Source organism: Streptomyces hazeniae, from assembly GCF_031845485.1.
In the GTDB taxonomy this organism is placed as follows: Bacteria; Actinomycetota; Actinomycetes; order Streptomycetales; family Streptomycetaceae; genus Streptomyces; species Streptomyces hazeniae.
The window spans coordinates 1-19,010 of record NZ_JAVREQ010000018.1 but is presented as its reverse complement, the minus strand read 5'-3'; the positions used below and the strand labels follow the sequence as shown (position 1 = coordinate 19,010).

Sequence of the window (19,010 nt, the reverse complement as noted above, 5' to 3'; positions counted from 1 at the left end):
GGAGGGGATCAGTTGTTCAGGGAGGGGCCGAGGATCCACGAGGCGATCTCGCGGATCGCGCCCGCGCCTCCCGGCGCGGTGGTGACCGCCCGGGCGGCACCGCGTACGACGTCGTGGGCGCTGCCGACCGCGACGGGCCAGCCGACGAGGCCGAAGCAGCCCAGGTCGTTGACGTCGTTTCCGACGTAGAGCACGCGCTCCGGCGCGACGCCCTGTTCCTCGCACCACTGCTTCAGGGCGAGGTCCTTCCGGTCGATGCCGTGCAGCACGGGGACCCGCAGCTTGCGGGCGCGTGCGGCGACGACCGGGTTCTCCTCCGTGGACAGGATGAGGAGCTTCAGCGCGTCGCGGCGGAGCGCGGCGATGCCGAGGCCGTCGCCGCGGTGCACGGCGACGAACTCCCGTCCGTCGGAGTCGACGAGCACCCTGTCGTCGGTCTGGGTGCCGTCGAAGTCCAGTACCACCGCGTCGACGTCGTCGCGACGCGGTACGGCTTGCGCGGTGGGGGCCGGCACGCCCGTCGCGGCCACGGCCTCGCCGTCGAGGAGCGGGGCGAGGGCGCGGGCGCGGGCGAGGTCGTGCGGGTCGTCGATCTCCAGCACGCGGGCCGGGTCGGTGTGCACGAGTGCGGTGCGGCCGAAGAAGCGGTGGCCGGCCTTGCGGAAGCCGGCCACGTCCATGGCGTAGGCGGCGCCGGTCTCCAGGTGGTCCTGGGGGCGGTCCTGGCGCCGGGGGCGGTGCGCCTTGTCGTGGTTGACGCCGTGGCCGTCGCCCGCCGCCGCGTCGTCGGCAGTGGTCTCGCGCCAGACGAAGCCGTGGAAGGCGGCGACGGTGAGGGCGCTGTCGGCGCCGTGCTCGGTGACGGCGGCGGCGACGCCGTGGACGTCGTCGGCGGTGACGAAGGGGCTGGTGCACTGGACGAGGAGCACGACGTCGACGGCGTGGCCGTGGCGGGCTTCGTGGGTGTCCAGGGCGTGCAGGACGGCGGCTTCGCTGGTGGCGAGGTCGTCGGCGAGGTCGGCGGGGCGCTCGACGATCTCGGCGCCGGCGGCGGACGCGGCGGCGGCGATGCCGGGGTCGTCGGTGGTGACGGCCACGTCGGTGACCAGCGGGGCGCCGAGGCAGGCGCGGACGGCGCGGGTGACGAGCGGCAGGCCGCCGACCTCGGCGAGGTTCTTCGCGGGCACGCCCTTGGAGCCGCCGCGGGCGGGGATGACGGCGAGCACGCGCGGTGCGGTGGCGGCGTCGCCGTGCGGCTGCGGTACGGCCATGGTGGTGGTTCCCTTCGCGGCCGGTGCGGCCTGGTCGTGCGGTGCGGCCTGGTCGTGCGGTGCGGCCTGGGCGAGCCGGGCGGTCTGGGCGTGCGGGGCGGTTGCGTGGGTGCCGGTCACAGGTCCCCCATGCGGCGGATGACGGGGGCGACGCGCTGCACGCCGTGCCGGTACGCGCCGCGGGCGGCCTCGCGAACGGCGGTGCGCAGCACGGCGCGGAGGCCGTTCGCGGCGCCGGGGGCGCCGGGGTCGGCGCCGGGGCGCGGGGAGCCGTCGGGTCGGAAGCCGTAGCGGGCGAGGATGCGCGGCAGGTAGCCGGGCGCGGTGACGGGCGTGTAGTACGGCGCGGGCACCGGGAGTTCGGGCGCGAAGGCGAGTTCGGCGACGCGGGCGCGGGCGGCGTCGAACGCGGCGTCGTAGCCGCCGTCGGGGCGGACGCCCTGGCGGGCGGTCCACTCCGGGTCGGGCTCGGGCAGGTGGCCGGCGTCGAGTTCGTCCCAGGAGGCGAGGCAGCCGGAGCCGAGGAAGTGGTGGTTGCCGAGGGCCTCACGCACGCCGAGGTCGGTGAGGACCGCGGTGGGGACGCGGCGGTGCAGGGACTCCAGCGCGGCCGTGGAGCTGACGGTGACGAGCAGGTCCGTACGGTCCAGGACCTCGCCCATGTGGCCGTAGACGAGGCGGCAGTTGGCGGGCAGGCCGCCGGGCACGCGGGTGGCGAGCTTCTGGTACGGCTGCTCCTCGATGTGCGTGGTGTGCTCGCCGGGCCTGCTGCGGAGCTTGATCAGGACCTCGCGCGCGGGGTGGGCGCGGGCGTGTTCGGCGGCCCGGCGCAGCAGGTACGCGCGGTCGGCCCGGTTGTCGGGCACGGACGGCTGCACGGCGAAGGTGACGGTGAACGGTCGGCCTCCGGCGGGCGGGGCGGAGGCGCCCGTCGTGCCGGAGGTGGCGCCGTCGTCGCCGGGCGTGTCCGCGAGGAAGGGGAGCGCGCACTCGACGACGCCGCCCGCGTCGGCGCCGACGCCCCGGTAGACGTCGCGGAACCGTTCCGCGTCGTGGCGGGAGTTGGCCAGCACCAGGTCGGCGCCGTGGCGGAGCAGCAGGCCGTCGGCGAGCTTCTCGTAGACGATGCCGACGTATCCCGTGACCAGCACGGGCCGGCGCGCGGCCGGAGACCCGACCGGTTCGGCGGCGGCGCGCGCCAGCCCGTGCAGCATCGCCTGCACGGCTCCACCCACGCAGGCGAGGACCACCACGTCGTACGGCTCGTCCCCGCGCAGGGCGGCGCGCACGAACTGCGCGCCGGTCACCTCGCGGAGCGTGTCGGTCGCGACGCCGACCTCCGCGAGCTGGCGGGGGGTCGGGGTCGCGCGGCCGCGCAGCAGCAGGCCGTCGATCCGGGCGTCCGGGGCGAGGCGGCGCGCGGTCAGCGCGCCCCATTTCCAGCGGGTGTCCGAATCGGCGAGTACGGCGACGCGCTCGGCCGACAGCGGGTGGGAAGGAATTCGGGATGGCACGTGGACGACGCTAGGAAGCCGTTTCGATTCACGGCCCAACGCATGGCCAACACCCGGTGAACAGCGGGCCGCTGAATGGCCAACCGGCAAGCGCGGAGCCGTGGTTCACCATTCCGCCGCCCGGAGTTCACCTTCACGTACGGCGCAGGTCACGACGAATGCCGGGGCGGCGCATAACGTCTCGAGGGTGGTTGAGCTTTCCGTCATCGTGCCGTTCTACAACGTGCAGTCGTACGCCCCGGAAACTCTGAGAAGTCTGCGCGACAACGCGCGGGCGGATTACGAGTTCATTCTGGTCGACGACTGTTCCACCGACGCCACTCCGGAGATTCTGGAACGCGCGGAAAGAGAAATTCCCGGCACGGTCCTGATCCGGCACGAGAAGAACGGCGGTCTGGCGACCGCGCGCAACACCGGCCTGGACGCGGCCACGGGCCGCTACATCACGTTCCTGGACGGCGACGACTGGCTGGCGCCCGGCTACTACCGCGAGCTGGTCGACGCGATCAGCACGCTGGGCTGCGACTTCCTGCGGACCGACCACGTGCAGTGCACGGCGCGCGCCCGTACGCTCGCGCGCGTGCCGCACGGCCGTCGCGGCGTGGTGACCGACCCGCGCGCGGCGATACTGCCGGCCGAACGTTCCACGTCCGTCGACTACGCGTACGCCTGGGCAGGGATCTACCGCCGCCGGCTGCTGGACGACGGGCTGCTGCACTTCACCGACGGGCTGCGCACGGCCGAGGACCGGCCGTGGATCTGGCGGCTGCACCGGGAGGCGGCCTCGTTCGCGGTGGTGGGGCTGCTGGGCGTCTTCTACCGGCGCGGTGTCGCCTCGTCGCTGACGCAGATCGGCGACGTGCGGCAGCTGGACTTCCTGCGCGCCTTCGACCAGGTCGTCGAGGAGACCGCGCGGGACCGGGACGCGGACGTGCTGCTGCCCAAGGCGGTGCGCACGTACTGCGCGATCATCTCCCACCATCTGACCAGCGGACGGTTCGAGCCGCACGTCGCCCGCACGCTGCGGCGGAAGAGCGCGGCCGCGCTGCGCCGGATGCCCGCCGACGTGCTGGACGCGGCGCTGGACTCGATGGACGTGCAGCGCGCGACGCGCCTGCGCAGGCTCCGGCGCAGGCCGGTCGACTCCCGGGAGGTGGCGGCCCGATGACCGCGCCGACGCGTACGCAGATCTTCTTCGTCTCGACGCTGTACGGCGCGGCGACGCTGGCCGCCGCGCTGGACGCGGGGTGCTTCGGGCCGGCGGACCGGCGGCTGCTGCTGGTCAGCAACAACGCGCCGAATCCGGAGACGGCGCCGTCGCCGGACCGGATGCCGGGCTTCGCGCGGCTGCGCGGCCGGTTCGACCGCGTGGTGTCGTGGAACGACGCGATCCGCCCGTTCCACCCCGGCGGCTGGACGCCCCGCCCGGACGACGCGCCGCTGTGGGAGCGGCACCTGCGCATGCTGTGGGGGCTGGGCGAGGACCAGCGGCAGGACGCCGTGGAACTCGTGCTGGAGTCGATCCAGGTGCATCCGGCGCTGGCCGTGGCGCAGCTCTTCCCGGACGCGCCGATCGACGTCTACGCCGACGGCCTGATGAGCTACGGCCCCACGCGCAACAAGCTCGACCCGCTGGTCGGTTCGCGGGTGCGGCGGCTGCTGCATCTGGATCTGGTGCCGGGGCTGCGGCCGCTGCTGCTCACGGAGTTCGGGGTGGAGCCGGAGGTCGTGCCGACGGACGCGTTCCGGTCGGTGCTGCGGGAGCTGCCGGACGACGATCCGGCCCCCGGGGAGACGCGGGAGGGCGCCCCGGCACTGCTGCTCGGCCAGTACCTGGCGGCGCTGGGCATCCTCACCGACGAGGAGGAGGAGCGGCTGCACGTGCGGATGCTGCGCGGCGCGGCCGGCCTCGGTCACCGCAGCGTGGTGTTCAAGCCGCACCCGGTCGCGCCGGCCCGCTACTCGCGCACGCTGGAGAAGGAGGCCGGGGAGCTGGGCGTGCAGCTGCGTGTACGGGACGAGCCGGTGCTCGCGGAGGTGCTGTACGAGCGGCTGCGTCCGGCGCTCGTCGTCGGCTGCTTCTCCACGGCGCTGCTGACGGCGGCGACCGTGTACGGGCTGCCGGTGGCCCGGACGGGTACCGACGTGCTGCTGGACCGGCTGGCGCCGTACCAGAACAGCAACCGGGTGCCGGTGACGCTGGTGGACGCGCTGTTGCCGGACCTGGCCGACGCGGAGGCGGTGCGCGCCTGGCGTGCGCCGGGCCCCGGTGACGGCGAGGCGGTCGCGGCGCTGGTCCGGGCGGTGGGGTTCTGCATGCAGGCGCAGATCCTCCCTGCGCTGCGGCCGGAGGCGGAGCGGTATCTGGCGACGCGGCTGGACGCGGGGACGTGGCGGTACTTCAAGCGGCGGCGGCTGACGTCGCTCGCCCTGCCGGGGGCGGTGCCGGCGCCGCTGGCGTTCCTCCCGCGGAACGCCGCGGTGCGGCGGGTGGCCCGGCGCGTGCGGCGGCGCCTCGGCTGACGCGCGCCGCCGGCGCGGACGCCCGGTCGGCGGGGCCGGGGGCCGGGCAGGGCGGGCCGGGGCCGTGGGACGCGCCACGGAACGGGCGCGGGGCGGGAAGCGTGGCGCGGACGCCCGGCAGGGTGGTGTGCCGACCGGCCCGCCGTACCACCCCGGAGGCCACGAGGGCCCGTTCCGTCACCGCCGCACCGGCGGGCCCGGGGACGACGACGGCCGCGAACGGCTCGCGGTGCGGGTACTCGGCTGGACGCCGGCGGTGCTGGTGGCCGTGCCGGCCACCCGGCTCGGGCCGGCCCGAGCGACCGTCCGGGCGGTCGCTCAGCCGGCCTGGGCCTCGGCGGCGCGCAGCGCCCGCACGGTCGCGGCGGCCAGTTCCTCCGGCGTGGCCGTGACGTCGAGGCGGATGCCGTCCTCGGCCGCTTCCAGTGGTTCCAGGGCGGCGTACTGGGAGTCCAGCAGGGCGCCGGGCATGAAGTGGCCGCGACGGCCGGAGAGACGGCCGGCGATCAGTTCGCGGTCGCCGTCGAGGTGGAGGAAGTAGAGGCCGTCGGCGGCGGCGCGCAGCCGGTCGCGGTAGGCGCGTTTGAGGGCCGAGCAGCTGACGACGCCCTGCAGGCCGGGGCCGTGGTCGGTGCGGGTGCGCGCCCAGGCGCCGATGGCGTCGAGCCAGGGCGCGCGGTCGGCGTCGTCGAGGGGCGTTCCGGCCGACATCTTCTCGATGTTCGCCGGCGGGTGGAAGTCGTCGGCCTCGGCGTACGGGACGCCGATCTCCTGGGCGAGCAGGGCGCCGACGGTGGACTTGCCGGTGCCGGACACGCCCATGACGACCACGACCCGGGGTGCGGACATCAGTACAACCTCGCTCTTCTCGGTACCGCGTACAGCCAAGCCCAAAAGTGCTACGTATTCAAGGGCATGTGGCTTAAAAGTCATACATATTTCGGAGGGGAGCACCGTAACCTGAGGAGCATGGAGAATCAGCGGCAGGGTCTGCATGCAAAGGTGTTGGCCAGCTTGGGGCCGGCCATCACCGGAGGCGACTACCCGCCCGGCAGCGTGCTGCGCACCGACGAGCTGGAGCAGCGGTTCGAGGTCTCCCGGACGGTGATGCGCGAGGCGATACGGGTCCTGGAGTCCATGCACCTGGTGCAGTCGCGCCGCAGGGTCGGCGTCACCGTACTCCCCACCGAGTCCTGGGACGTGTTCGACCCGCAGGTGATCACCTGGCGTCTCCAGGGCGCGGACCGGGGGCGGCAGCTGCGTTCGCTGACCATGCTGCGCTGTGCCGTGGAACCGGCCGCCGCGCGGCTCGCGGCGCAGTACGCGACGCCGGAGGAGTGCGCGGAACTGACCGAGCAGGCGATGGGAATGGTCGCCACCTCCCGAGGCCAGCAGCTCGACGGGTACCTGGTGCACGACATCGCGTTCCACCGCGTGGTGCTGCGGGCGTCGCGGAACGAGATGTTCGCCCGGCTGGGCGACGTGGTGGCGGCGGTGCTGACCGGCCGGACCGAGCACGACGTCATGTTCACCGATCCGGATCCGGCGGCCGTCACGCTGCACGTGCAGGTCGCGGAGGCCGTGCGGACGCGGGATCCGGAGCGGGCGGAGCAGCTCACCAAGGAGATCACCGTCGGCGCGATGGCCGAGCTGGACGTGCTCGCGCCGTAGGCCGCTCCGGAGGTCCCGCCGCTCAGACGGCGGGACCCGGGCCGTCCCGGGAGGGGTCGGGTCGGCCCGGGCGCCTGGCGGGGCGGTGCCGTCAGAACACGGCCCACAGGCCGAGCGCGATGACGAACGCCGACAGACCGAGCGTCGTCTCCATGACCGTCCACGTCTTCAGGGTGGTCTTCTCGTCCATCCCGAAGAAGCGGCTGACCAGCCAGAAGCCGGAGTCGTTGACGTGCGAGAGCACGGTCGCGCCGGCGGCGATCGCGACGACGAGCAGCGCGATCTGGAAGTCGCCCAGGTTGGCTTCGTTCACCGCGCTCGCGATGAGGCCGCCGGTGGTGGTGAGGGCTACGGTGGCCGAGCCCTGCGCGACGCGCAGCAGCGTGGCGATGATGAACGCCTGGAGGATCAGGGAGATGCCCAGGTCGGACAGCGAGTTGCTGAGCGCGTCGCCGATGCCGCTGAGTTCCAGGACGCCGCCGAACATGCCGCCCGCGCCGGTGATCAGGATGATCGCGCAGATCGGGCCGAGCGCCTCGTCGACGATGCCGCGCACGCCGGCCATCGAGGTGCGGGGGCGGCCCAGCATGAGGATCGCGGCGAGCACGGTGATCAGCAGCGCGACCGTGGTGTTGCCGAGCAGGCCGAGGAACGCCGGGAAGCCGGAGTCCGCGTCCAGCGCGCCCGCCGCACCCAGGGTGTCCAGCACGGTGTCGAAGGAGATCAGCACCAGCGGGATGAGCAGCAGGAGCAGCACGGTGCCGAAGGCCGGCGGCCGGTGGCCGAGCGTCGGGGCGTCGGCGGCGGGGGCACCGGCGTCGCCCGCCTTGCCCTCGTCGGCGCCGTCGCTCTTGGCCGTGCCCTTGCCCTTGCGCGTGCCCTCGTTCTCACCGGCTTCCGCGCGCTGTTCGGCGGTACGGCCGTGCTCGTCGCGGACCTGGCCGAAGACCACGTCGGAGACGGAGACGTAGACGCGCTTGCCGAGCCAGCGGGAGACCAGGTAGACGCCCACGTACCAGGCGACGACGGCGACCGGGATGCCGACGAGCAGGGTGACGCCGATGTCGCCGCGCAGCTGCTCGGTCGCGGCGACCGGGCCGGGGTGCGGCGGCACGATGGCGTGCATCGCGGCGAAGGCGCCGGCGGCGGGGAGCGCGTAGAACAGCAGCGAGCCGCCGAAGCGGCGCGCGACGGTGAGGATGATCGGCAGGAAGACGACCAGTCCGGCGTCGAAGAAGATCGGGAAGCCGAACAGCAGCGCGGCGACGCCCAGCGCAAGGGGCGCGCGCTTCTCCCCGAAGCGGTTGATGAGGGTGTCGGCGAGCACCTGGGCACCGCCGGTGACCTCGAGCAGCCGTCCGAGCATGACGCCGAAGGCGACGAGGATGGCCACCGAGCCGATGGTGTCGGCGAAGCCGAACATCAGGACGTCGGGGATGTCGGCCATCGGGAAGCCGACGGCGAGGGCGGTGACGACGCTGACGCCGACGAGGGCGACGAAGGCGTGCAGCTTCACCTTCATGATCAGGAACAGCAGCAGGGCGACTGCGCCCGCCGCGATGAGCAGCAGCGTCGCCGTGCCGTAGACCGGCTCGATTGCTTCCATGTCGAAACTCCGTACTTCGAACTCCCTGGCGAAGACCGGAACGGGAAGTTACGCGCTAGGTACTACTTATTCAAGGGGTCGCGAAGAAAAGTCATACGAAAGAGCTCCGGATGCACGCCGGCCGCAGCGCGGGCCCGGCGTCAGTCCCACTCCCAGCGCAGCGAGTGGAAGCCGGGCGCCGCGTCCTGGACGACCATGTGCGCCCGGCCGCGGGGACTGATCCAGACCGGGCCGACGACCGGGAGCGAACCGGTGGCGGCGGTCCCGGCGCAGCGGTAGCAGCGGACCGGCACCCGGTCCGGGTGGAAGGTGACCTCCAGGGTGTAGAGGGCCGCGGGAGTGCGGAAGCCGCGCCCGCACTCGTCGGTGGCGCGCCCGCTGGTCGGGTACGCCGTGGTGTACTCGACGACCGCGGTCTCCCCCTTGGACAGCACGCGGTCGAGGAGCAGCTCGGTGACGGTGATCGGCACGTCCGGATCGCTGCGCACCCGGCCGGGGCGGGCGTTGCGCACGTCCACCAGGTCCGGGAGCGGGCGGCCCGGCTCGTCTCCTCGGCTGATCACCACGCAGCGGTCCACGTCGTCCCGTTCCGCACGCAGCACCAGGCAGGCCGTCCAGCGGGACTCGGCGCCCTGAGCGTCGATCTCGAAGCGTTCGTGCACGGCGACGCGGGAGAGCCCGTCGTCGGTGTTGCCCACGTCGTCCAGCAGGCCGGACAGCGACTGGTACCCCTGCCACAGCCGGGTGGGGGCGAGGCTGGTGTCCGCGCGGCCCGTCCAGCGGCCTCGGGGGCGCTGCGGGCCGAGCAGGGCGACCAGGGAGTCGGTGGGGAGCGCGAGGAGTTCCTCCAGGAGCCGGACGGCCCGCCGGGACTGCGGACGCTCGGGGCGGCTGCGGCCGCGCCGCCAGTAGCTGAGGGCGGTGATGCTGACCTCGACGCCGCGGTCGGCGAGACGGCGCTGGATGCGTTCCATGCTCAGTCCGCTGGCACGGATGGCGGTGTCCAGAGCGCTCTCGAAGGGCCCGTCACGCAGCGCGGCGTGCAGGGCGCCGTTCGGGCGGCCGGGCTGCCCCGGCCCACCCTGCTGTCCGGGGGGCTCCGTCCGGCCCGGTCGCCCCGGGTCGGGGGCACCGGGCGCCCCGGGTTTCGCGGTCTCGTCGGTGGGGAGCACTGCGTTGCCTCCATCGGACGTGAGGCGTGAGGGGGTGGCCCGCATGTTACCGCCGGGTGCGCCCGGGACCTGGGGCCCGCCTCGTCCCGTGAACAGTTTAGGGCCGGACCCTCTCGTCCACCGCGCCTCTGACGGTGTCATGCGCCGTTCACACAGGTTCTTATTTAACAGAGTGTCCACGTCGTTGACCGGATGATCGCGCACACGTCAGGCTCCCCGGCATGGGACGCGAGCACAACCACGTGACCGCCGGGGACGTACGGGACGGGCCGGTCGCGGATTGATGCCCGGCCGGTCAGGTGGTGAGCCGCGGCGCACGGCGGTCATCCCCACCATCACCTGACCGACCGTCACGACGGCGGCCCGAGCGGGATGTCCTGCGAGCTCCCGCTCGGGCCGCCACAGCGCCGGGGACGGCCGGAACGGATCAGGAGGGGACCGCTCCGGCCGCCCCCGCGACAGCCTCGCCCCTCCCCCGTGCAGAGCCTCGCCCCTCCCCGCGAGAGCCTCCCGTGCTCAGAAGACGTCGCTGGGCACGTAGGCGCCCCACACCTCGCGCAGCAGGTTGCAGACCTCGCCGACGGTAGCCCGCGCACGCAGCGCGTCCTTCATCGGGTACAGCACGTTGTCGCCGCCCTCGGCCGCCTTCCGCAACCCGTCGAGCGCCGCGTCGACGGCGCCCTGGTCGCGTTCGGCGCGCAGCCTGGACAGCCGGTCCGCCTGCTGCCGCTCGATCGCCGGGTCCACGCGCAGCGACCCGTACGGCTCCTCCCGAGCGCCCGCGAAGCGGTTGACGCCGACGACGACGCGTGCGCCGGACTCCTGCTCCTGCGCCACGGCGTACGCGCTGCGCTCGATCTGGTTCTTCTGGAAGCCCTGCTCGATGGCCTCGACCGCGCCGCCGCGCTGCTCCACCTGCTCCATCAGCTCCAGTGCCGCGGCCTCCACGTCGTCGGTCATCGACTCCACGACGTAGGAGCCGGCGAACGGGTCGACGGTGGCGGTCACGTCCGTCTCGTAGGCGAGCACCTGCTGGGTGCGCAGCGCCAGCCGGGCGGACTTGTCGGTGGGCAGCGCGATGGCCTCGTCGAAGGCGTTGGTGTGCAGCGACTGGGTGCCGCCGAGCACCGCCGCCAGGCCCTGCACGGTGACCCGCGCGAGGTTCACCTCCGGCTGCTGCGCGGTGAGCTGCACGCCCGCGGTCTGGGTGTGGAAGCGGAGCATCAGCGACTTCGGGTTCTCCGCGCCGAACTCCTCCTTCATCACCCGCGCCCAGATCCGGCGCGCGGCGCGGAACTTGGCGACCTCCTCGAGGATCGTCGTCCGCGCGACGAAGAAGAACGACAGCCGCGGCGCGAAATCGTCCACGTCCATCCCGGCGGCGACGGCGGTGCGCACGTACTGGATGCCGTCGGCGAGCGTGAACGCGATCTCCTGCGCGGGCGTCGCTCCGGCCTCCGCCATGTGGTAACCGGAGATCGAGATGGTGTTCCACCGCGGGAGCTCGGCCCTGCAGTAGCGGAAGATGTCCGCGATGAGCCGGAGGCTCGGCTTCGGCGGGAAGATGTACGTGCCGCGGGCGATGTACTCCTTGAGCACGTCGTTCTGGACGGTGCCGGTCAGCCGGGCGGGGTCGACGCCCTGCTCCTCCGCCACCAGCTGGTAGAGCAGCAGCAGGAGGGCGGCCGGGGCGTTGATGGTCATCGACGTGGACACCTCGCCCAGCGGGATGCCGTCGAAGAGGACGCGCATGTCGTCGACCGAGTCGATGGCCACGCCGACCTTGCCGACCTCGCCGTGGGCGATCGGCGCGTCGGAGTCGTGGCCCATCTGCGTCGGCAGGTCGAAGGCCACGGACAGGCCCGTCGTGCCGTGCTCGATGAGCTGCTTGTAGCGCGCGTTCGACTCGGTCGCGGTGCCGAACCCGGCGTACTGCCGCATCGTCCACGGACGCCCCGTGTACATCGACGGGTAGACGCCTCGGGTGAACGGGTAGGCGCCGGGCTCCCCCAGCTTCTCGGCGGCGTCCCAGTCCCGCAGCGCATCCGGGCCGTACACCGTTTCGATGGGCCGGCCGGACTCTGAGTGGCGTGCCATGAACTGCCTCCGGAGTACGTCGCGCCAGGAAAGAGCGGAGACACGGACTGTAGTGGCGGGCGGGCTGACGGTGAGGGACCCAGGGGTCGGGATCTTCCTCACAGCATGCCCGCAGGGCGCCGTTCGCGGCGAGCGGGCGGATGGGGGCCGGGGCAGAAAGGAAGGCGGTCGCCCGGGAGGAGATCCCGGGCGACCGCCCGAAGAGAGAGAGGGCGCGGGTGGGGCCGGGGGAACGTGCCCCACCCGCGCCGATGCGCGATCCCGGAGGTACGGGGGGAACCTCGGGGTGACGCGCCGCCGATGACCAGTCGGCTCACTCCATTCTGCGCCGCGGCCCGGAAAAGTGTCACACCCCCTCGCCGGGGGCGTGAAAGCTCGTGCGGATGCATGTCCGAGGGGCCCCACACCGGCGCACGAGCGGGCGCGTGGACCGCCCGCGCACGCGGGGGTGTGTCACGGGGCCGACCGCGACGGTCGCGGAGTCGTGAGGCCGAGGCGCGGGTGGCCGCTACGAAGCGGCCGAGGGCGTGGGGACGGCCGGGGGCGTGGGGTCGAGCGAGGGGCTGGGCGTGGGTGAGCCGGCGCCACCGGTGACCTCGCCACCGTCACCACCGTCGCCTCCGGTGCCGCCGGTGCCACCGGTGCCACCGGTGCCACCGATGTCCCCGGGGTCTCCCGTGCCGGGCGTGCCACCGCTGCCGGGCTCTCCGTCGCCGCCGTCCGCCCCGTCCTCCCCCTCGCCGTCGGTGCCGCCGTCTCCGTCGGTGCCGCCGTCGCCGACGCCGCCCACGACCCCGTCGCCGCCTTCACCGACGACGCCGTCGTCCGTCGCTCCGCCGCCGAGGCTGTCGCACAGGGCGCGCACCTGCTGAGCGCCGCCCGCCGCCTCCTCCAGCGTCCGCCGGTCGTCGGCGTCGAGGGCTCCCCGCTCGTAGAGGTCGCACAGTGCCAGCGCGATCGTCTTCTTCTCCGCGCCGGTGAGTTCACCGTCCCCGAACATCCCGTCCAGGTCGGTGGGGCCTCCGGTGGCGGACGGGCCGCCGCCGTCCCGGCCGCCGGTTCCGGCCGGACCGCTCGGCGAGGCGTCGCCGGACGGCCCGGGGCCGGGGCTCCGCGAACCGTTGCCTCCGGTGGCACCGCCGTGGCCTTCTCCTGCGGTCCCGGTGGGCGAGGCGCTCACGGAAGGTGACGGCGAGCCGCCGCCCCCCGCACCGAACGGCGTGGGCAGGACGCCCGTACCCGCCGCGACGGCCACTCCACCGAGCGCGCAGGCGGCGAGGGCGGCGGCGAGTCCGGCACTGACCGGGCGCCCGGTCAATGCGGACAGGAAGGTACGCACCCGGCCGCCGCGTCCGGCGGCGCCGCCGCCGACGGAGCCGCTGCGGAGCACACCGGTCTGGGCGGCGCGGAAGGCCGCCACGGCGGCGTCCTCGCCGCTCAGTGACTCACCGGGGGCGGTGCGGGCGGCTGCTCCGGCCGACTCGGCACTCAGCGCCCGGAGGGCGTCGGCGAGTTCGGCCGCAGTGGTCTCACCGGTCTCCGCGCGCGCGTCACCCGCCGCCGAACCGGGCGTTCCGTCGCGCCCGTCGACCGGCAGACCGCGCAGCAGTCGCTCCGCAGCCTCCTCGTCCAGCCACTGGTACCGGTCGTCGGGCATCACGTTTCCCTCAGCGTTCGCGCGGCCTCGGGCGTCACACCGCGTGCCGTCTCGCGCTCCGGCGGACGGCGGGGAGCAGGTGGTACGCCTCGCCCGTTCGGCTCATCCCCGGCACCGCCCGGGCCGCCCTCGTCCCCGGGCCCGCCGCCGGGCGACGCGCCGTTCATGCCGTCGGCCTCCAGGAGTTCGGCGAGCCGGCGCAGCCCGCGGTGGGCGGCGGTGCGCACGGCTCCCGGACGCTTGCCGAGTACCTCCGCGGCGCTCTTGGCGTCCAGACCCATCACCACGCGTAGAACCACCGCCTCGGCCTGGTCACGCGGCAGCCGGGAGATGATCCGCATGGTGTTTCCGGTGCCCAGCGACTCCATCGCCTCGTCGGCGGTGTCGGCGCCGCCGGCCATCGCGACGAGTTCGCTCTCGTCGCCGCCGACGGCCGGGCGCCGGCCGCGCATCCGGATGTGGTCGAGTGCCCGATTGCGGGCGATCCGTGCCGTCCAGCCCCGGAACCGGTCGGCATCGCCCGAGAAGTTGCCGATGTCACGGGCGATTTGCAGCCACGCCTCCGAAGCGATGTCCTCGGCGTCGGCGTCCGGAACCAGCGTGCGCACGTACCCGAGCAGGCGTGGCTGGACTGCCCGGTACACCGTGCGGAAGGCGCATTCGTCGCCCTCCTGCGCCGCGCGCACCGCAGCCGTCAGCTCTGCGTCGTCCCCCTGCACGCCCTAAGTCCTCGTCCACTCCGCGACGTCGCGATGCATCTGCTCGACGCCCCTGGCCGGGCGCCGTCGTACCGGTTCTCACGCACTCCGCACCGACCTGGGCCGACGCGATGGATGCACGCTACGGCCAAGTCAGTGCCCGCGTCCATGCCGGACCCGGGAGTAGTCCGCAGGAGTGAGCGGAAGAGTGGGGCGTAACACATTCCGGAGGGGCGGCGCTGAGTGGAGTGCGGGCCGCTGCTGGTAGGTGCGTCCGTGAACACGACGACGGCCGGGGTCTCTCCTGTGGGGGGTGGCGACCCCGGCCGTCTTCGTGTTGCCTCCTCCAGTCAACAGGCGTGACGACAGGGGTCGGTCGGGTCCCGCACACATGACCGACAGGACGCCGCTGGCGTGGCAGGGCCGGTGCCGGTGCCGCGGGCCGGGGCACGCGGCACCTCGACGTGGCGCTCGCCCCCTTTCAAGGCCGTGGCCTCACTGCCCCCGGCCCGGCAGGTGCTCCGCGTATTCGCTGAGCTTCTGCCGCACCCCACGCTTGGCAATGCCCACGTTGTCCGGGTCGTTGACCATCGCCCTGGCTGCCTTCTTGCCCTGCTCCGCCTTGATGTGCGGGGGGATCGGAGCGATGCCCGGGTCGACCACGAACTCCAGCACCACCGGCCGGTCGCTCGCCAGCGCCTCGTCCCACGCCTCGCCGACCTTCGTCGGGTCGTCGCAGTAGACGCCCCTGAGGCCGACCAGCTCCGCGTACTTCGCATAGGGGAAGTCGGGGAGGTGCTGCGAGCCCTCGAACTTCGGATCACCCGCCATCGCTCGTTGCTCCCAGGTGACCTGGTTCAGATCCTGGTTGTTGAAGACGCAGAAGACGAACGGCGCCTCGCCTGCCAGCTCCTGCGCATACCGTTTGACAGTGATCATCTCGTTCATGCCGTTCATCTGGAACGCGCCGTCACCGACAAAGGCGACCACCGGCCGGTCCGGATAGGCGAAGCGCGCGGCGATCGCGTACGGGACGCCCGGTCCCATCGTCGCCAGCGTGCCGGACAGCGAGGCCTGCATGCCGCGGCGCAACTTCAGGTGGCGGGCCCACCAGTTGGTACCGGAACCGGAGTCGGCGGTCACCAGCGCCCGGTCCGGCAGCCGTTCGGACAGTTGCTGGGCCACGGACTGCGGATTGATCTTTCCGTCGAAGTGCTGCGCGGCACGCTTGCCGAGCACCGTGTTCCACTCGCGGACGTTCTTCTCGATCTTCTCGCGCCAGCTGCGGTCCTCCTTGCGCCGCAGCAGGGGCAGGAGTGCGGTCAGGGTCTCCTTGGCGTCGCCGACCACGTGGGCGTCCATCGGATAGCGGATGCCGATCATCCGCCCGTCGATGTCGATCTCCACCCCCTTGACCGTGCCCTCGACCGGCAGCCACTCCGCGTACGGGAAGCTGGAACCGATCATGAAAAGGGTGTCGCAGCCCTTGATCATCTGGTCGCTGGGTTTCGACCCCAGCAGGCCGATCGGGCCGGTGACGAACGGCAGGTCGTCCGGCAGCACCTCCCGGCCCAGAAGAGCCTTCGCCACCCCCGCGCCGAGCAGCTCGGCGGTCTCCACCACCTCGTCCTCGGCGTTCGCGGCGCCCTGGCCAATGAGGATGGCCACCTTCTCGCCTTCGTTGAGGATCCCGGCGGCCTTCCGCAGTTCGTTCTCGTCGGGGAGCACGCGTGGCTGGGACCAGCCCACGCTGGAGTAGACCGCGCCGTGCGACCTGGGCGGCGAGGGCACGGCCTCCGACTGGGAGACGTCTTCGGGCAGGATGATCGTCGCGACGCTGCGGGTGGTGAGCGCGGTCTTGAACGCGCGGTCGATCACGTGCCGGGCCTGTGCCGGGTTCACGATCATCTGACAGAACTCGGAGACGTCTGCGAACAGGTTCTCCAGCGCGATCTCCTGCTGGTAGTGCGAACCCAGGCAGAGCGTCTTCTGCTGACCGACCACCGCGACAACGGGCTGGTGGTCCATCTTGGCGTCGTACAGGCCGTTCAGCAGGTGCACCGCACCCGGGCCCGAGGTGGCCACGCAGCAGCCCACCTCCCCGGTGAACTTCGCGTGCCCGCCGGCCATGAAGGCAGCCATCTCCTCGTGCCGTGCCTGGACGAACTTCGGATCATCGTCAGCACGGTCGAACGCCCCGACCAGGGCGTTGATGCCATCCCCCGGGTAGCCGTACGCGCGGTTGACACCCCACTCCCGCAGACGTTCGACGACGAAGTCGGCGACCAGGGCCATGGGAACTCCTCAGATGCGGAACGTACGGACGGCCTCGCCCGGGTTCCGGGCACGGCACGTGCTAAACGCGCATCCGGGGTCACCGCTCCCGCGCCTCGTCCTCGTCGTAGGCGTCTTCCTCGTCGTCCTCGTCCTCTTCGCCCTCGTCCGGCTCCTCGTCGTCCTCGTCCTCTTCGCCCTCGTCCGGCTCCTCGTCCTCCTCGTCCCACTCCTCCTCGGCCTCGCCATCGGCGGCCTCGTCCGGTTCTTCTCCGGGCTCCTGTTCCTCCTGCTCCAGGGCGTCCTCGTGGCTGAGGACCACCTCGCTGTCACGGATCTCGCCGCGCCAGCCCTCGACGTCCTCGTCGGCGTTGAGTGTCACGTACCGCTGGAAGTGCTTGAGGTCCAGGCGCAGGCGGCGGCCCTGGGCGCGCCAGAGGTTGCCGGTCTTCTCGAAGAAGCCCGAGGGCGTGTACTCGACCACCACCACGATGCGGGTCAGCGTCGGCCCCAGCTCGTGGAAGGAAACCGCGCCGCGGGTACTGCCTTTGGAGCCCTGCGAGGACCACACAATGCGGTCGTCGGGTATCTGCTCCTCGACGGTGGCCTCCCAGCCGCGTGTGGACGGGCCGACCTTCACCTTCCAGTCGGAGGTGGTGTCCTCCTTGCGGGAGACGTTGCGCACACCCTTCATGTAGGTGCCGAACTCCTCGAACTCGCACCAGTTGTCGTACGCGGTGCGCAGGGGCACGCCGACGTCGAGCACCTCGACGATGTTCGTGACCTTGGTGTCGCTCTTGCTCCCGCCCCCGCCGCCGCCCGCGCCGACCAGGTCCTTCACCTTGCCCACCGTCTTGTCCTTCGCGTCCTTCGCCTTCTCCGCGACGAGCGCCTTGACCGGCGATTCCCCGCCGCCCACCACACGGGAGGCGACCGACCCGAGGGTGCCGCCGTTCACGGCCGCGTCGTTCAGGTCGTCGGTGAGGCTCGACATGCGGTTGCCGAGCGAGTCGGCCAGATGCCCCGCCTGCGCCGTCAGATACGCGGTGATCTCCTCACGCAGCCGGTCGAGGCCGGTGTCAGCCGTGTCTCCGGCCTTGTCGGTGGATGCCATGACGACTACCTCCCTCGGGGCCGTCGGGTGGAGGGAGAGGCCGCCTTCCGCGCAGCGGTCTTCTTCGCGGCCGTCTTCTTCGCGGCCGTCTTCTTCGCTGCCGCTCCGGTCTTCTTCGCCGGGGCCTTCTTCGCGGACGTCTTCTTCGCCGGGGCCTTCTTCGCCGGGGCCTTCTTCGCCGGGGCCTCACGGGCCGGACGCTGCTCTGCCGTCTCCTCGGGTTCCTCACCCTCCTCGGAGTCCTCGGCCTGTCCCCGGCCGGCCACGCCTCCGGCTGCACCGCCGAGGCCGGAGAGGGAGTCCGTACGGTCACGCAGTGCGTTGGAGAGGGAGTCCAGCCGGCGGTTGGCGGCCGCCGTCACCATGGAACGGCCCGCGGCCATCAGTTCGCCGCGCAGCTGGTCGTTCAGCTGGGAGAATTCGGGTGACCCGGTCAGCCGTTTCAGGCCCTCGGTGAGCAGCCGTTGCGGGTTGAGGCCCTTGCGCCGCCCCAGCACCCAGGAGGCGAGGGCGAGCGCCAGCTTGGCCTTCCTGGTGCGACCCAGGAGGTAACCGCCCACCAGGCTCGCCGCGAGCAGCTTGCTGTTCTGTGGCATCCGTGCCTCCCCGGCAGAGGGGTGGCGTCGGCCCGCCCGGCTGGAGCCGGGGGAGCCGGCGGTTCAAGGAGATCGAGTAGCCGTTCCTCTTCCTGCTCGAACTCGTGCAGGCTGATCTCCCCGGCCTCCAGTATGTCGTTCAGGGCTCGGACGCGCATGTGGACGGCGGCCGGCGCCCGCAGTTCCTCCTCGGCGGTGTCGGCCCTCCGGTCCGCGACCCACACCACCCCGCGCACCGGAACCAACGGCAGCAGGCAGAGCTAAGTGACCTCGTCGGCCGCGCGCCGAGCCCGGTCTTGCAAGCCGGCAGCCACCGCCTCGCCGAGCCGGATGCTCGCCTCGTAGCCGGGCTGCGGCGCACCTCGTCCCGCACCCTGCGCACGTGCGGATCCTCGCGCAACAGCATGGCCATGCCGTCCTCGGTCACGGCCGCCTTGGCGTTCGGCTCGTGGCGACCGGCGACGCGGTCCAGGGCATGCGAGGTGCGACGACTCGGCAGCCACGAGTTCCTTCCGCACCGTCTCCTCGTCCGGAGCGACGCTGTGTTCCCCCGAAGAGTGCCGTCGATGGGCCGGACAGCCCATGCCACGGGCGTCATACCGGCACCAGCGGCCCAGCGGTGTTCGACTGCGGGGGACGAACCCGCGAGAGAGGCGTGCCATGACGAGCGACGTTCCCACCCCGAAGTACACCGTCCCCGGGATGACCGGGGCGCAGGGCGGACAGGTCATCGGCCTGCTCCGGGGACGGCTGCACGCCCTCAACGACCTGGCGCTCACGCTGAAGCACATCCACTGGAACGTCGTGGGCCCGCACT

General features: G+C 72.7%; 15 protein-coding genes and 1 pseudogene. 4 read left to right on the top strand and 12 right to left on the bottom strand.

What is annotated here, in order from left to right; genetic code table 11:
* Positions 1–8 precede the first annotated feature (8 nt).
* Together RM572_RS19160 and RM572_RS19155 are read right to left on the bottom strand one after the other, a co-directional pair.
* Entirely contained in the window at positions 9–1,271 is a 1,263-nt protein-coding gene (locus tag RM572_RS19160; protein WP_311674692.1) for an acylneuraminate cytidylyltransferase, read from the bottom strand.
* Between the two features lie 116 nt (positions 1,272–1,387).
* On the bottom strand, positions 1,388–2,773 hold the full coding sequence (locus RM572_RS19155; RefSeq protein ID WP_394813650.1) for a DUF6716 putative glycosyltransferase: 1,386 nt from the start codon (positions 2,771–2,773) through the stop codon (positions 1,388–1,390).
* A gap of 199 nt (positions 2,774–2,972) precedes the next feature.
* Between RM572_RS19155 and RM572_RS19150 the strand changes: the two genes are divergently transcribed.
* The gene (locus RM572_RS19150) at positions 2,973–3,953 is read left to right on the top strand and encodes a glycosyltransferase family 2 protein (protein WP_311674584.1); all 981 of its coding nucleotides are present in this window, start codon (positions 2,973–2,975) and stop codon (positions 3,951–3,953) included.
* A complete protein-coding gene (locus RM572_RS19145; protein WP_311674582.1) occupies positions 3,950–5,308 on the top strand; it encodes a polysialyltransferase family glycosyltransferase in 1,359 nt (452 codons plus the stop codon). The genes RM572_RS19150 and RM572_RS19145 overlap by 4 nt, the downstream gene beginning before the upstream one ends.
* Positions 5,309–5,626: 318 nt before the next feature.
* On the opposite strand, the gene RM572_RS19140 is transcribed toward RM572_RS19145, so the two are convergent.
* Positions 5,627–6,157, bottom strand: a complete 531-nt coding sequence (locus RM572_RS19140) for a gluconokinase (RefSeq protein ID WP_311674581.1) — start codon at positions 6,155–6,157, stop codon at positions 5,627–5,629.
* A 120-nt stretch (positions 6,158–6,277) separates the two neighbouring features.
* Between RM572_RS19140 and RM572_RS19135 the strand changes: the two genes are divergently transcribed.
* The gene (locus RM572_RS19135) at positions 6,278–6,979 is read left to right on the top strand and encodes a FadR/GntR family transcriptional regulator (protein WP_311674580.1); all 702 of its coding nucleotides are present in this window, start codon (positions 6,278–6,280) and stop codon (positions 6,977–6,979) included.
* 91 nt (positions 6,980–7,070) lie between these two features.
* Here the strand turns inward: RM572_RS19135 and RM572_RS19130 are convergent, their stop codons facing one another.
* From RM572_RS19130 to RM572_RS19090, 9 genes are all read right to left on the bottom strand, one after another.
* A complete protein-coding gene (locus RM572_RS19130) occupies positions 7,071–8,585 on the bottom strand; it encodes a GntP family permease (protein ID WP_311674579.1) in 1,515 nt (504 codons plus the stop codon).
* A gap of 140 nt (positions 8,586–8,725) precedes the next feature.
* Entirely contained in the window at positions 8,726–9,757 is a 1,032-nt protein-coding gene (locus RM572_RS19125) for a hypothetical protein (RefSeq protein ID WP_311674578.1), read from the bottom strand.
* 516 nt (positions 9,758–10,273) lie between these two features.
* On the bottom strand, positions 10,274–11,854 hold the full coding sequence (locus tag RM572_RS19120; RefSeq protein ID WP_311674577.1) for an acyl-CoA mutase large subunit family protein: 1,581 nt from the start codon (positions 11,852–11,854) through the stop codon (positions 10,274–10,276).
* A 508-nt stretch (positions 11,855–12,362) separates the two neighbouring features.
* The gene (locus RM572_RS19115) at positions 12,363–13,511 is read right to left on the bottom strand and encodes a hypothetical protein (protein WP_311674576.1); all 1,149 of its coding nucleotides are present in this window, start codon (positions 13,509–13,511) and stop codon (positions 12,363–12,365) included.
* A complete protein-coding gene (locus RM572_RS19110) occupies positions 13,511–14,230 on the bottom strand; it encodes an RNA polymerase sigma factor (RefSeq protein WP_311674575.1) in 720 nt (239 codons plus the stop codon). Before RM572_RS19110 ends, RM572_RS19115 begins: the two co-directional genes overlap by 1 nt.
* Positions 14,231–14,704: 474 nt before the next feature.
* A complete protein-coding gene (locus RM572_RS19105) occupies positions 14,705–16,504 on the bottom strand; it encodes a thiamine pyrophosphate-requiring protein (RefSeq protein ID WP_311674574.1) in 1,800 nt (599 codons plus the stop codon).
* A 79-nt stretch (positions 16,505–16,583) separates the two neighbouring features.
* Entirely contained in the window at positions 16,584–17,597 is a 1,014-nt protein-coding gene (locus RM572_RS19100) for an SRPBCC family protein (protein ID WP_311674573.1), read from the bottom strand.
* A gap of 5 nt (positions 17,598–17,602) precedes the next feature.
* Positions 17,603–18,157 carry a hypothetical protein gene (locus tag RM572_RS19095; RefSeq protein ID WP_311674691.1) on the bottom strand — a complete coding sequence of 185 codons (555 nt, stop codon included), beginning with the start codon at positions 18,155–18,157 and terminating at the stop codon, positions 17,603–17,605.
* Positions 18,040–18,444 (bottom strand): gas vesicle protein GvpG, encoded by a 405-nt coding sequence (locus RM572_RS19090; protein WP_394813649.1) that lies wholly within the window; start codon positions 18,442–18,444, stop codon positions 18,040–18,042. Before RM572_RS19090 ends, RM572_RS19095 begins: the two co-directional genes overlap by 118 nt.
* Positions 18,445–18,853: 409 nt before the next feature.
* Between RM572_RS19090 and RM572_RS19085 the strand changes: the two are divergent.
* Positions 18,854–19,010 (top strand): annotated as a pseudogene (locus RM572_RS19085) (DNA starvation/stationary phase protection protein); the annotation flags it as partial.

Bases quoted from the DNA above. Each gene is read 5' to 3' on its own strand.
- RM572_RS19160 (WP_311674692.1), bottom strand. From the start codon at position 1,271: ATGGCCGTACCGCAGCCGCACGGCGACGCCGCCACCGCACCGCGCGTG.
- RM572_RS19145 (WP_311674582.1), top strand. From the start codon at position 3,950: ATGACCGCGCCGACGCGTACGCAGATCTTCTTCGTCTCGACGCTGTAC.
- RM572_RS19140 (WP_311674581.1), bottom strand. From the start codon at position 6,157: ATGTCCGCACCCCGGGTCGTGGTCGTCATGGGCGTGTCCGGCACCGGC.
- RM572_RS19135 (WP_311674580.1), top strand. From the start codon at position 6,278: ATGGAGAATCAGCGGCAGGGTCTGCATGCAAAGGTGTTGGCCAGCTTG.
- RM572_RS19130 (WP_311674579.1), bottom strand. From the start codon at position 8,585: ATGGAAGCAATCGAGCCGGTCTACGGCACGGCGACGCTGCTGCTCATC.
- RM572_RS19120 (WP_311674577.1), bottom strand. From the start codon at position 11,854: ATGGCACGCCACTCAGAGTCCGGCCGGCCCATCGAAACGGTGTACGGC.
- RM572_RS19115 (WP_311674576.1), bottom strand. From the start codon at position 13,511: ATGCCCGACGACCGGTACCAGTGGCTGGACGAGGAGGCTGCGGAGCGA.
- RM572_RS19105 (WP_311674574.1), bottom strand. From the start codon at position 16,504: ATGGCCCTGGTCGCCGACTTCGTCGTCGAACGTCTGCGGGAGTGGGGT.
- RM572_RS19100 (WP_311674573.1), bottom strand. From the start codon at position 17,597: ATGGCATCCACCGACAAGGCCGGAGACACGGCTGACACCGGCCTCGAC.